Source organism: Sinorhizobium sojae CCBAU 05684 (genome assembly GCF_002288525.1).
GTDB lineage: Bacteria > Pseudomonadota > Alphaproteobacteria > Rhizobiales > Rhizobiaceae > Sinorhizobium > Sinorhizobium sojae.
In genome coordinates, this window is record NZ_CP023068.1 from 1201812 (window position 1) to 1214523 (window position 12712).

Here is a 12712-nt window from a genome sequence, read left to right on the forward strand (position 1 = left end):
ACCTCCGTGCGGGCTCCGCTCGCTTATTCGAACGCCTTCCCGCTGCCTTGGGGCTCCGTGCCTTCGCTAGGGCGTTCTGGTTCAGCCGGAACGCGTTGTCCGGGTCGATTCGGTTTTCATCGCCGCTGGCCGCTTCGATGCAAAGCTCGCCTGGAACGAGCTTCGTTAGCTGTCCCAGACCCAGTGTACGGGCAGCCACCGGAAACCGTTACCCTCCTTCACCACGTGTCCGATGCCAGGGAATGGATAATGATAGCCGGCAACAAGCAGTCGGTCATGGGCAGCGCGATCCAATAAGGCCCGACGTGTCTTCGCGCCCTTTTCACGGTCATGATCCCATATGATCTCCCATTCCGGCCGGTCGAAGGCGATATGGATGCTGGGGACGGCATCGCCGGTGATCAGCAGCTGCTCGTCTCCGGAGCCTACCAACAACGATATATGGCCCTGTGTATGCCCTGAGGTGTCTAGTGCCGCGATGCCGGTGGCAACATCGGCTCCGCTCTTGATCGGGCGCAAACGGTCGCCAAGCGAGGCAAGTACCTTTTGCAGTTGAGGCACGCCCGGAACCGCCCATTCCGGAAGCTTCGAAGCTGCGTCCGGAGAATTCCATAAATCCAGTTCGGTCTCCGAGAGAACGACTTCGGCGTTTGGGAACTGCTTGGTCGCCGCGGCGTTCAGACCGCCCACGTGGTCAACATGACAATGGGTAAGGACAATCGTGTCGATCGCCTCGGGTGTGACGCCAGCCTCGTCAAGTGATTTGGCCAGCCGCCCGGCGGTAGGTGCCCAATTCAGGTTGGGACCCATGCCTGTGTCGACCAGTATCCGCTTCTCCCCCGTCTCGATCAATAGAGGATTGGCCTGAAGCGGGAACGCGTCCGCCGTCATGTAGTGGGCGTCGAAGTACGCTTTTCTTTCGCCCGCTTCGGCATTCGTTGCAATGCTGTCCATGGGGAGGAAAAACATCCCGTCACATAGCGGGGCAATGTGGAAGTCACCGAGGCGGAAGCGATAGAAACCCGGTGCTTCCACAGAAGCGCCGGTATCGGCGGCTGTCGCATCGGTGGACCTGCCAGAAGCCGTGGCGACAGCGCCAGCGGCGGCTGCTTTCAGGAAACTTCGCCGATCGATGACTGACATGAAGGGGTCTCCTCTACCGAGATGCCCCGAACCCCACAGAAATTTAGACGAAACTTATATTACCACTCGACAGTCATCGAGGCGATCTCCATGTTTCGAAAGGGTATAGATCCGGTCGGTCGAAACCTCGAAACGGCGTGCAACTTCGGAAACCACGGCGCCTGGTGCGAAAGTCTCCGCCACTATCTGCGCGCGATCTTCCAACGACCATCTTGATGGTCGATCATGATCGCATCAATTGCTAGGGGAGTATGCGTCTCAACGCTGCAACTATTGGCATCAATCGCAACAGCACCGCTTTACAGCTTGGTACAACATTCTGAACGAGGCCTACGTAAAGGCGCGCTACTCAATGCACTTCGAGATCACTGAGAAGGCGCTGGGTTGGCTTAGAGCGGACGGAACAGCTGCACCGCCTTGTTGAGGCGATCTGCAAGGAGCGGCTGACCGAACTTGAGCGCGAAGCTGATGGGCCTGGATAAAGCCTTCCTATTTCGAATTCCCGTACGATGTCTTCATTTACTCGACGCCCCTGCGGTACTGCCGAAGGCGACCGCGACCGTGGATGTGCTTTTGGAGTGCACCACGGTCGTCTTCGATTGACTCGTCACCTCTCGCATCCACTCGTGCCAGATGGCAACGAGCAGTGCTATTAGGACGTAAGGACGGGGCCGACGAAAGGGCCGAGAAAGCCCGTGGTCGTGACGTCGCCGAGACCGGTCGGCTTATATTACAACAAATAGCGTTCGGCGCAGAAAGGTTCCGTGGCGTGTCCTGGGGACTGGCCATGCGACTGCCGCTACGACGGAGCGTGGCATCGCTCAGAACGGCAAGGCCATCTTGCCCTTACTCCCGTTCCCTAAAACGGCATGGTGATATCTTCACCGATCTGGATGGACCCGTGCCTGAGACTGTCCCTTAGACGGTCCCTGCCCTCTTCCGACAACATACCAGCCCCTGCCCAGATTCCCTCTTGCCAGTGCGGGCCACGCTCCCACGCCTCGTTGTACACGAGGGCCAGGTCCGACGCCCTTCTCGTCTGTTGCAGGGCTTCGAACAAAAGTTCGGCCTGCCGGATATCCTTGTCCCGCTTCACGGCCCCCTGCCCGTCCGTATGGCGACGGCTGGCGACGATGAGCTTATGGACAGCATACCGCTCAGGGGCTGGGACGGTCACAGGGACACCAGACTTATGGAGCAGCATTGTCCTCACAGGATCCCGGATCAGGAAGTCGAGGAAGCGCAGCGGGTCAGCGCTCGCACCGCCCAGCGCCGGCATCTTCGCGGGCTGGTCGAGGTAGTCGTCCGATCCGCGGTTCGATGTCAGGAACTCGACCCGGTAGCCGGAGCCGTTGACGAAGGCAGACGAAGCCGCCGCGCCCGATCGATGAGGAACCGGCCGGAAGGTCGGATCGACGCTCTGCAACAACTCAAGGATTGGCGGCAGGGTGTCTTCGACTTCGTGGCTGATGGAGTAGTCCTGAGCGAAGTCCGCATCGCCGGTCATGAGCGCTGCCGATGGCAGGCGCACGCCGAGGATACCGGCATAGGTCTGGAAGGCAACCGTTCCGACGAGAACGCCTCGCAGCCGAAACAGGCCTCCCGCCGCCAGCGCCTCCACGATGTCCCCGGACATGGCATCCGGCGCGACCATCCCGCCCTCGCGAGTGAGGGTGGAGACCATGCGCCGGCGTGCGCGGAGATCGTCCTTTTCCCGCTTATGCGTTTCGACTCGCTGCGCGATCTCTTGATCATCCGCAGGACCGACATATCGGCGCATCTTTCCTCCCTTGCCGTCGGGGATGTCAAAATACCAGTAGCGGCGATCCTTCACGGTCACAGGAGTGAACCGACCCTCCGGAGGGAAGTCGGCCGTCCATGCGGCGTCGAGCGAGCGCTGGCCTAGCTCGGCGAGCATGGTCTGATACATGAGGTCGATCTGCTTCATTGGCACCACTCCATGGTTTCGGAGGTCTCGCGCTGCGCGATTCTGCGCACGCTCAAGAGTTATACCCTTTTTGTGAAAAGGTATAACCGGCGAGGCAGTAGGGCGCAAGAGAGCCGGGTCGTGCGGACTATCGGAGGATGCTCGCCGCCGGGACAAGTGGTGCCGGTGGATGCATTGCAGCTTTTCGATAATATGGTGCATTTCCCCCAGACATGGTGATGGCGTATCTCCCTGAGTTTTTCAGGGTACTCGCGCTTAGCGCTTATGAACCGCGCCGAGTTTGCCGGAGGTGATCGTTTCGGCGAGAGCGTCGTCGTAAGAGTCGCCGACGCTTCCGGCGGAGCTCGATTCCCGCCTACACTGCCAGTTGACGGCAGGTCAGCCGGCCCGAATACCTCGTCGTCGACAAAGCCTACTGCGTCGATCAATGGGGCCGTGATTTCCGGCCCGAATATGGACGCCTGAAAGAGGTTCGTTCCAGTCTCGGTTCGCCACCGATCCTCGCCTTCACCGCCACTGCGGGACACGCTATGCAAAAGCGAGTCCTTTCGTCCCTCAGCATAGAGGACGCGACAGTGTTCGTCCGCGGCGTCGACCGTCCCAACATTGCGCTGATCAGATGGAGCGCGCCGCCGGGGGCGCGTCACCACGAGATCGCCAAGCTGCTCCGGCTCTCAACGTTTGCGGGCCGCAGGGCGATGATCTTCGTACCGACGGCGCGCATCGGCCAGGAGCTCCAGAACGACCTCCGAAACAATGGCCTTGAGATTCCCTTCTATCATTCGAAACTCGGAACCGAGTGGGAGCGACAGGAACTGCTCAAACGGTTTCAAGGAGAGAGCCGTCCGGTTGTCAACCACATTATCTGCACGAACGCCTTCGGCATGGGATTGGATATTCCAGACGTGCGTCTGGTGATCCATTGGCAGCAGCCCGCTTCGGTGGAGGACTATCTACAGGAATTCGGCCGAGCTGGTCGCGACGGCAGGCAGTCTGTCGCCGTTAGGCTCATCGAAACCGGACGCCGCGCCGGCCGCGATGTTGGACTCCTTCGGTCTATGGCCGAAAAGACCGCGAGTGGTTCGGGGCTGGACGAGATCACTGCGCGGGCGATGCTGCTGCAGCGGTTGTCTCAGATAGACGATCTCACCGCGCTACTTGGCTCGAAGGACTGCTTCCGCAAGGCACTCGTCGAGTACTTTGAGGGTCCGAAAGTGCCGTGCGCCAAGGACTTGGACGGGCTATCCTGAACTGGGTTTTCAACAATGAGAGCAAACAGCAGCGCTTCAGATACTGCTGCGACCGGTGCGCAGGTTTCGATCCCCGATACGAATCCTTGCCGGACCACGTGACATCGGTCGTCAAAAGCGAATCGGTGACCATTGGCGATGACGCGGCACATGCGGCTATAACGCGACCATTATCATTTGCGTTTCCGTCGTTCCGCGTCTTGGTCCAGACGGACCAGACCAATGATCCGATATCCGATCAAGTGATTTAATATCGAACCGGTCCTTGACTGGCTTATCGGAGTTACGAAGCGTTATGCCGCTCCTGCGCTCACACAGCACTATGCGGCCCCACGTCTCCTGTCGCCGGTCGACGGCGGAACGAAAATGACGGTTACCCTCCTTGAGCCGCACCGCGGGCAGCGAAGGCGGCTGGCCACCATCAACAGCGGAAAATCCCGGCCGCGAGTTGCCACCAGCGTGAGCATGTCCAGGTCGTAGGTCCAAGTGCATTCACGTACACATTTCATGCCATCGCGATTGCCATGCGCACATCGCGCCCTGAGCTGCCATCCGAGGCTGAAAGCTTCGCCAATTGTCTCGACCATGGCAATGAGATAGTGTAAGAACAAAGCAAGAACAATCAACCGACGCTCGAACCTCCAGGGATTGAGGAGCAACCAGAGGAATCGTCTGGTGAGCGACGAACAAGGGGCGACGTCGCATTACGACGAGGCTGGTCCATATGTTCACTACTGCGAGCACTCCGGCTGCAAGGAATGGGGCAGCTTTGGATTTGCGCGCGGCAGGACCGAGCCGAAATGGTTCTGTTTCGTACATCGGCCGGAATGGAAGTCGCGCCATGAGGCACAGCTGGAGCATTGACCTTGTTTCTGACAGGCATGCGACCGACCCGATAAACGGGATAGGCCATTTGCGTCTTGCCGATCTCCAGGAAGAACAGATCCTCGGCGCGCGCTGCGCCGCGTGCGACTACAAGAACTGGGTGAACCGATGGGAGATCGCGCGCCGGTTCGGCAGCGAGCGAACTCTTGACGAACTGCGGCAGATGCTCCGTTGTGGGTGCTGCGGAAACAAGGGCAACAATGGCTGGCGGCTCGGCAGGATCGACCGCGACTCGGAGTGGGTGGATGTGCAATCGGTACCGCATCGAAGTTCAATTTGACGAGCTATGGCACGCGGCACGGCCGCATCGGGACATCACCAACCGCGCCAATCCGACGACCGAGGTGTTTCCGGACAAGCTAGGGCCGGTCATCCGAAACAGCGCCGACGGCGAACGCGAACTGGTCAATCTCACCTGGGGAATGCCCTCCCCGCCGACGGTCACCAATGGGAGGCCGGACTACGGCGTCACCAATATCCGCAACCTCGATTCTCCGCACTGGCGCGGCTGGACCGGCGTCAACAACCGCTGCCTCGTGCCGTGGACTGCCTTCTGCGAATACGAGGACACTAGGCCAAAGAAGACGGCCCGCTGGTTTGCGATTGATGACCAGCAGCCGCTTGCCTTCTTCGCCGGCATCTGGGCGCCATGGAAGGGGACGCGCGGCTCGATGAGGAACCCGCGCAATGGCGAGCACGAACTGTTTGCCTTCCTCACCTGCGAGGCAAACGCGCTGGTGAAGCCGATCCACCCTAAAGCGATGCCAGTCATCCTCACGGACCCGGCTGAGATCGAGCTGTGGTTGACCGCGGAATGGAAGGATGCCAAGGCGCTGCAGCGGCCTTTTTCGGCCGAGCGGATGACACTGCTGCCAGCCGAGACCACACAGGAGTCTTTGTTGCTTTGAGGAGATCGACTACAATTCTTACGGCAGCACTCCTGCTGCCGGCCGGCTTCGCGGCGAGCAACCAAGGTCTTCTGACAATCTGATCTGATGGTCGGTAAAATGACATCCCGTAGCAGCGAAAATTCACGGGCATTTGACCCGGCGCGACAGCGCAAGATCATCCATATCGACATGGACGCCTTTTACGCATCTGTAGAACAGCGTGACAATCCGGAATTGCGCGGCAGGCCAGTCGCGGTCGGCGGCTCTGCCGCACGTGGCGTCGTCGCCGCGGCAAGCTACGAGGCGCGGAAGTTCGGAGTGCATTCGGCGATGCCTTCTGTCACGGCCAAGCGCAAGTGCCCTGACCTCATCTTCGTCATGCCGCGTTTCGACGTGTACCGGGCCGTATCCGACCAAATCCGGCAGATTTTTGCTGAGTACACGCCACTCATCGAGCCTCTGTCTCTCGACGAGGCGTATCTCGATGTCACCGAAAACCTGAAGGGCATGGAGATCGCAACCGACATCGCCGAGGAGATCCGGGCAAAGATCACGGCAACGACGGGTCTCACCGCCTCGGCCGGAGTGAGCTACAACAAGTTCCTGGCGAAGATGGCGAGCGACCAGCGCAAGCCCGATGGTCTCTTCGTAATCACACCCAGGAACGGCCCCGCCTTCATCGAGGCGCTGCCAGTGAAAAAGTTCCACGGCGTAGGTCCGGCGACGGCTGAGCGAATGAAACGGCTCGGCATCGAAACGGGCCTGGACCTGAAGGCAAGGTCGCTCGTTTTCCTACAGGAGCACTTTGGAAAATCCGGCGCCTATTTCTATGGGATCGCCCGAGGCATCGATCAGCGTGAGGTCGAGCCAGACCGCGTGCGCAAGTCAGTTGGTGCCGAGGACACTTTTGCTGAAGACCTCCTCGATTTAGAGCCTGCCTGCAAGGAACTCGCTCCCCTTGTTGAGAAGGTTTGGGGTTATTGCGCTGCGAACGCAATCAGCGCCAGGACCGTAACCGTAAAGATCAAGTACTCCGACTTCACCCAGGCGACGCGAAGCAGAACTCTCCCCACTCCCGTAACCGGGTCCGCCGAAATCGCTGAGATCGCGAGCGCGCTGCTTTCTTCGGTGTATCCATTCAGGCGCAGCATCCGCCTCCTAGGCGTCACCTTGTCGTCGTTGGATGCCGCGACCGGTCCGCCGGTATCGCAGCTCAAGCTGTCTCTGTGAAAAGGCTGGTGGGCTTTCCGCGAGACCATGTCCGCACATGTCACTGCGTTCAGTTAATCCTGTGGGTGCTGAGGGCGCAGTCCTAATTGTCTGAGCAAGACTACCTGAGCGACCTGGAGGAGGCCGGTGTCAAGGCGGCGGCGAAGATCACCCGCTGCGATGCGAAAGCGATGTTGAAGCAGTTGCAGGACTACCATCTCAGTCAGGGCCTGCGTGGAGACATGAGATTCCGTGCGACGCAGTCCGTGCTGGATCCGGCCGAATTCCTGGAACCGCTCCGGGGCGTGCCTTCCGAGACTGAAATGCCCAGAGTGTCTGTCCGGCCCTCGCGATGTCCTTCGCTTTCCTGGCCACAATGGCCGCCGGGGATTCGTCGCCATGCCAGCCTATGATGCTCACCACGGCCGGGCAGGCCCGGAAAATGTTCGGAGATGGTTCCGCTTGAGTCGGAAGTAGTGATCGGAGCAGGAGAGACAGCAGCTACAGGTTTCCGGCGTTCCGACTTCGCCTCGTCCGGCAAATCGATAAAACTCCCAGACGCCTGTGCCGCGCAATCCTCTTCCGCCCAATCCGCTGTTGATGCAAAAGCCTAGCTGCTCTGCCACCGATACCAGTCCTTCCCGCGTCCGCACTTTCAGTGCGAGCGTCCGGAGAAAGTATTTCAGCGGGCTGAACACGGAAGCACTGGCGACGCCTCTCAAGTCGGATCGCGTCATGACAACCCGCCTTTGCTTCACGGTCTCCCTGATGTATCTATCGAGCGTCTGAAGTTCCGAAGCAGTAAAACCAAAGGCGACCCTGGTCATCGTCCGTAATCTCCACTTTGCCAGGGTCAGAGGATCGCAGACGGTTTTCCGCTGTCAAATCACCCATTCGGGCAAGAGGACCACGTCGACGCAGAAATGCTTCCGCAGCAAGTCGTCGGAATCTCTTCGTCAAGTATCGGCCATACCTGCATCCCGTTCCGTCGAGACGGCCGGTTATTGGGGATTTGGACCGAAGTCGCCGCCGAGATGGCTTCACACTGGTTCCGGCAGGGATCTTGTCTCGATGCCCATCGAACCCGGCCAGCAATCGTTGCCCGGCCGGGCGCTGCGTGTAACGGATTTCCCCATCACAAGTCGATCTCCAAACGGTCTGCTATTTCAGAGAAGGCGTCTATCAGGCTATCCAAGTCACCCTTCGTACGCCCGGTCAGTGCGGGCAATTCGCGAGGATCGATAACGCGCCGAAACTCGCGAAGTGACTCGCGAATGAAGTTGAACTCACTCGCATCAAGTGAGAGGTAGACAATCTTCTTATTGGATTGAAGGCACTTCATTGTTGATACCTCAATACGGAGTGGTCCTTTTGGGAAGCTGGCTTACATAGTCATTCCAGCCGTACCCCTTGCCACCGCCGATCTGAACGCCGGAAACGGAAGGAGTCGAACTGAGCGCGTGGCTAAGGCTGACGCCTCCGGAGACGGAGCTGTTGGCGCTCCTTCCGGTGTCGGGAACCGAAACAATGGTGAGATCGCCATCGACCACCGCCGTTCGAACATCACGAGGCGTAGAGAACTCCGGTTTCCGGATGAAGCCAGCCAATTCTTGGACATTCCTCCATGTACCAGAACAGATTGAGTTCGCTATCATCTGCGGCCGTCACATCCTTTGGAAAGGCCGAGCGGAGATATTCGATTTGACGTTCGATCGGGACATCCCACACCCAAAACCGGTTGGGTTCCGATTCATCGGTGCGCTCTGCACTTCTCGGCGGTTCGCGGTCGCTGTAGCCATCTGAAGTAATCCAGTACCCCGGCTCAGTCTCGTCCAGGCAAGGCGGCGTGGTGAGCACCACTTTGCCCTCCCTCAACAAACGCTCAAGGAGCACTAAGAACGCGTCCTTTTGCTGCGAAAATGGTAGATCCGCGCCAAGCCAAGCCACGACGCTGAACAGCGCCCGGATCCACAACCCAAATGGGCTCTCCCCAGGGCTAAGGCATTCTCGGTACATTCTATCTAAAAGCTGCTTATCGAGCATTTTGTTCACCTAAACTTCAGTTCCGCATCCTTGCTAGTTCCGGCAATCGCTTTCGGCACGTCAATGGTCCATCGGGCGGCAGTTTGGCTCCCACTGCTCGACATACTCCGCAGGTTGAAGTTTCCCGCGGGGGTTTTCACGACATAAAGGACACCGCCGCCATGGTGAGCATTTGGCGGAATAGCGCGCGGATTCGGCAGCGTTTGCCCAGTGAGCTCCTCGAAATACTTCATCACTTGAGCATCGGCGAGCCCGCTGAAGATCTTGGCATCACCGGAGTTCTTATCCTGTAAGTAAGTTACACCATCAACAGTAATGCCTTTTCGGGCATGGCTCTTGCTGAAGAGGTCGCTCACCTCAACCGCCCGGTTTTTCGCGATGGACTTTAGCCCAGTCTTGGAGCCGACTGCACCGATTATCGCCGCCGTCGAAGGCGACGCCGGCAACCAGAGTTTCGATGGAGAGGCTCTGACCCGCTATATCGATGTCTCCGGCGCCAAGCAGGCGGCCTCGGACGGTGGTATTCCCGGCGATCCGTATATCGCCGTGACCTTCGATCGATTGAGAATCGAGGCGCGAAGCGTCGACGCCGAGATGGCCTGCACTGGTGAGGATGTCGGCGGCGACCGTGCCGCCACGCGCTGAGAGCCGGAGATCGCCTTCCGGGCCAAGCACCAGGCTGCCCCCAGCGGCAGCGGTCGCAGCGAAGTCCACGCCCGACGCGATGGCGCCCGCCCTCAGCGCATTCCCGGAGATCGCGACATCGCGGGCACCTAGTATCTGACCGCCCACATTGACGTCATCCGCAATGCTTATGTTTCCGTGGCCACTGACGTTGGAGGCATCAAGCTTGCCGACGGTCGCCGACACATCTGCCGCCGAGAGCAGTGTCGCCATCCGCAGCGAACCGGACGCCGCATCGATTGTGATGCCGCCCTCGCCTGCCAGGACGGCCTTGCCACCCGAAGCCGCCGTGCGATCGAAGTCGAGCCCGGCGATGAGCGTTTCGATCGATAGGTCGCGGCCGGCGAGTGTAATGTTTCGTTCCGCGATGAGTTGCTCCGCGATTGTCACATTGCCGTCGATACGGACGTCGCCCCGTCCCGTGACGGTGCGCGCCTCCAGACGTGACGCGTCCACGGTGATCTGTCCGGCGCTCTCCAGCGCGTCCACGTCGACCGCTCCGTTCCGCGCGATCAGCGCTAGATCGCCAGACTTGGTCGCAATCGAATCGGCAGAGATGGCGCCACCGTCGATGGACACATTTCTCGCACCAAGTACCGTTCCGCTGACGGCCACAGTACCGGCGATATCGAGGTCTTCGTGGCTGGTGATGCTATCGGCCGTCAACGCCGCAGCAGTCGCCTTGAGGCTGCCCGCGGACAGCAGCATGTCCGCTTCGACACTGCCCGACGCGGCATTGATGGTGATGTCGCCCCGATCGCGGAGCACGACCGGCGCCCCGGCGGTTGTTCGAGCGAAATCCACGCCCGAAACCAAAGCCTTGACGGCGATCCGTCGACCGGAGGCGACGATGTCGCCGCCGCCGAGCACTTGGCCGGAAACCGTCAGGTCGCCGCTGAGAGCGACGCTCCCTTGCGCGGTCACGCTGGCCGCTTCGACCGACTCTGCTTCGACGACCAGTCGACCGGCGCTCGACAGACTACGGACGTCGACGCTTCCCCCCTTCGCGTCGAGCGTCAGTGCGCCGGCCGTTCCCAGCACGATGTCGCCGTCGCCCCCCGCCGAATGAAGAAGGACGCCCGAGGCAACCGTGTCGGCCGCAATGCTCCGCCCTTCGATGAGGACATCGCCAGCCCCCAGGACCTGGCCACTCACGTCTACGTCCCCGGAAATGCCGATGGACCGATGGCTGGTGACGGTGTCCGATTTCAGGGACGATGCGGAAACGCTCAAATTGCCCGCGGAGAGCAGGGTCGCGGCCTCGATGCCCGCGGATGCGGTGAGCTTGAGATCGCCGGCGTCTCCGAGCACGGTCTCCCCGTCTGAGCGCGCAGCGCTGGCATCGATGTCGACACCGCTGGCAATCGCGTTGGAACGGATGGAGCGTGCGCGCGCTGTGACATTGCCCTGTGCGAGGATGTCGTTGGCGATACCGATATCAAGGCCCGCCTGAAGAGACAGGTTTCGGAAACTGACAAGCGACCCGGCAGAAATTGAGCCGGACGCCGCGTCGAGGGTGACGTCGCCCGCCGCTTTGGCAATGCCCCACACTGCGATGTTGCCGGCGCTGCTTCTGGCGGACACAGGACCGCCCGCCTCCAAGCTGCCCAGACTGAGGTTCCCTGCCGAGCTGAGCACGACGGCTCCGAGGCTGGTCACGTCGCCGGAGACACTAAGGAGGCCCGCCCCGCCAGCGATTTCGACATTCCCGTCAGCCGCAACCGTCTCCAGGACAATGCCCTTCTGCGCCTTGGCAACGAACTTCTTCTTGGACGTTACCTTTCTCGCCTCGATTCTGGCTTTCGAATTGATATTGACGCCGGAGGCGCCCGACGCATTGCCGATGGAGATTTTGCCGTCCGCCGAGAGCGACAGCTCGCCGACATTGGCGGCCATGTCACCGCGCATGCGAACGCCGGCACCCTTTTCGGTGACGACGATCTTGATGCGACCGGCCTGCATGGCCCCGAGCGCGGAACCGTCGATGGCGAACTCCGGCGTACCGCTCGTCGCCTCGAGAGGCGTTGCCTCGCCGGTGTCGTAAGCAAACTTGTTGCGACCAGCCGTGAGACGCAGGTCCTTGGCATAGAGCGGACCATAGATCCTGACCGACCGCGAGACAATATCGAAGAGGTCCACGGCCCCGTGGCCCGCAGAGAAATTCGCTCCCTTTGCCCCGATGGTGACGTCACCGCCGCGCACCGTCAGCCCGTTCAATCGTCCGTCTGCGCCGACGTCGGGCGTTCCGGTCGAGAGCGTCGCACGTGGGGTGTTGATGAATCCACAACCATCGCAGGTGATCCCGTTCGGGTTCGCGATGACCACGTCGGCGCGGCCGCCAAAGACCTCGGTTGGGCCGAGCAATTGACTGCGGTTGCCGCTCGTGACCTCGTTGAGGATGACGCTGGCTGGACCGCTGTTCTTGAGGTTGGCGTTACCGGGCGTCACACCACCGAGGCGCGAGGTCCCGACCTCGCCGTTGAAATTGTTGAGGATCAGGCCGGGTTTGCCGACGTTGAACTGGTCGTATTTGTTGTGGGAAAGCCCCCGCGCGTTCGGCGTCACGATGTCGACGAGCGGAACGCCATTCGGCGTCGATCCTATTCCGGGCCGGTTATTACCGTTGTCGCCAGAACGGCGACGAATATCGGCCACTTCAT

10 protein-coding genes and 3 pseudogenes are annotated in these 12712 nt (G+C 60.4%); 6 read left to right on the forward strand and 7 right to left on the reverse strand.

What is annotated here, in order from left to right; genetic code table 11:
- Window positions 1-165: 165 nt before the first annotated feature.
- Together SJ05684_RS23185 and SJ05684_RS31065 are read right to left on the reverse strand one after the other, a co-directional pair.
- Window positions 166-1143: an MBL fold metallo-hydrolase gene (locus SJ05684_RS23185; protein ID WP_095694357.1), complete on the reverse strand. Its 978-nt coding sequence runs from the start codon at window positions 1141-1143 to the stop codon at window positions 166-168.
- Between the two features lie 54 nt (window positions 1144-1197).
- Window positions 1198-1353: pseudogene (locus tag SJ05684_RS31065) on the reverse strand (transposase); the annotation flags it as partial.
- 79 nt (window positions 1354-1432) lie between these two features.
- On the opposite strand from SJ05684_RS31065, the pseudogene SJ05684_RS30575 reads away from it, so the two are divergent.
- Window positions 1433-1625 (forward strand): annotated as a pseudogene (locus tag SJ05684_RS30575) (nucleotidyltransferase); the annotation flags it as partial.
- Between the two features lie 33 nt (window positions 1626-1658).
- Here SJ05684_RS30575 and SJ05684_RS30580 read toward each other — a convergent pair.
- A pseudogene (locus SJ05684_RS30580) lies at window positions 1659-1858 on the reverse strand (hypothetical protein); the annotation flags it as partial.
- 144 nt (window positions 1859-2002) lie between these two features.
- Window positions 2003-3091: a nucleotidyltransferase family protein gene (locus SJ05684_RS23200; RefSeq protein ID WP_034858505.1), complete on the reverse strand. Its 1089-nt coding sequence runs from the start codon at window positions 3089-3091 to the stop codon at window positions 2003-2005.
- A gap of 530 nt (window positions 3092-3621) precedes the next feature.
- Here SJ05684_RS23200 and SJ05684_RS23205 point away from each other — a divergent pair.
- The 5 genes from SJ05684_RS23205 to dinB all read left to right on the forward strand — a co-directional run bounded on the left by SJ05684_RS23205 (window position 3622) and on the right by dinB (window position 7346).
- A complete protein-coding gene (locus SJ05684_RS23205) occupies window positions 3622-4341 on the forward strand; it encodes a helicase-related protein (RefSeq protein WP_244938019.1) in 720 nt (239 codons plus the stop codon).
- A gap of 675 nt (window positions 4342-5016) precedes the next feature.
- On the forward strand, window positions 5017-5205 hold the full coding sequence (locus SJ05684_RS23215) for a hypothetical protein (RefSeq protein WP_083846258.1): 189 nt from the start codon (window positions 5017-5019) through the stop codon (window positions 5203-5205).
- On the forward strand, window positions 5183-5506 hold the full coding sequence (locus tag SJ05684_RS23220; RefSeq protein WP_034858503.1) for a hypothetical protein: 324 nt from the start codon (window positions 5183-5185) through the stop codon (window positions 5504-5506). Before SJ05684_RS23215 ends, SJ05684_RS23220 begins: the two co-directional genes overlap by 23 nt.
- Window positions 5472-6134, forward strand: a complete 663-nt coding sequence (locus SJ05684_RS23225; protein ID WP_034858501.1) for an SOS response-associated peptidase — start codon at window positions 5472-5474, stop codon at window positions 6132-6134. Before SJ05684_RS23220 ends, SJ05684_RS23225 begins: the two co-directional genes overlap by 35 nt.
- Before the next feature lie 99 nt (window positions 6135-6233).
- Window positions 6234-7346 carry a DNA polymerase IV gene (dinB, locus tag SJ05684_RS23230; protein ID WP_050980173.1) on the forward strand — a complete coding sequence of 371 codons (1113 nt, stop codon included), beginning with the start codon at window positions 6234-6236 and terminating at the stop codon, window positions 7344-7346.
- A 1542-nt stretch (window positions 7347-8888) separates the two neighbouring features.
- On the opposite strand, the gene SJ05684_RS23245 is transcribed toward dinB, so the two are convergent.
- The 3 genes from SJ05684_RS23245 to SJ05684_RS23255 are packed head-to-tail and all read right to left on the reverse strand — an operon-like array spanning window position 8889 to window position 12707.
- Window positions 8889-9368 (reverse strand): hypothetical protein, encoded by a 480-nt coding sequence (locus tag SJ05684_RS23245; RefSeq protein ID WP_157212009.1) that lies wholly within the window; start codon window positions 9366-9368, stop codon window positions 8889-8891.
- A gap of 5 nt (window positions 9369-9373) precedes the next feature.
- Complete coding sequence (locus SJ05684_RS23250; RefSeq protein WP_050980172.1) at window positions 9374-9724, reverse strand: hypothetical protein; 351 nt, start codon at window positions 9722-9724, stop codon at window positions 9374-9376.
- Window position 9725: 1 nt separating this feature from the next.
- Entirely contained in the window at window positions 9726-12707 is a 2982-nt protein-coding gene (locus SJ05684_RS23255) for a two-partner secretion domain-containing protein (RefSeq protein WP_050980171.1), read from the reverse strand.
- Between the last annotated feature and the right edge of the window lie 5 nt (window positions 12708-12712).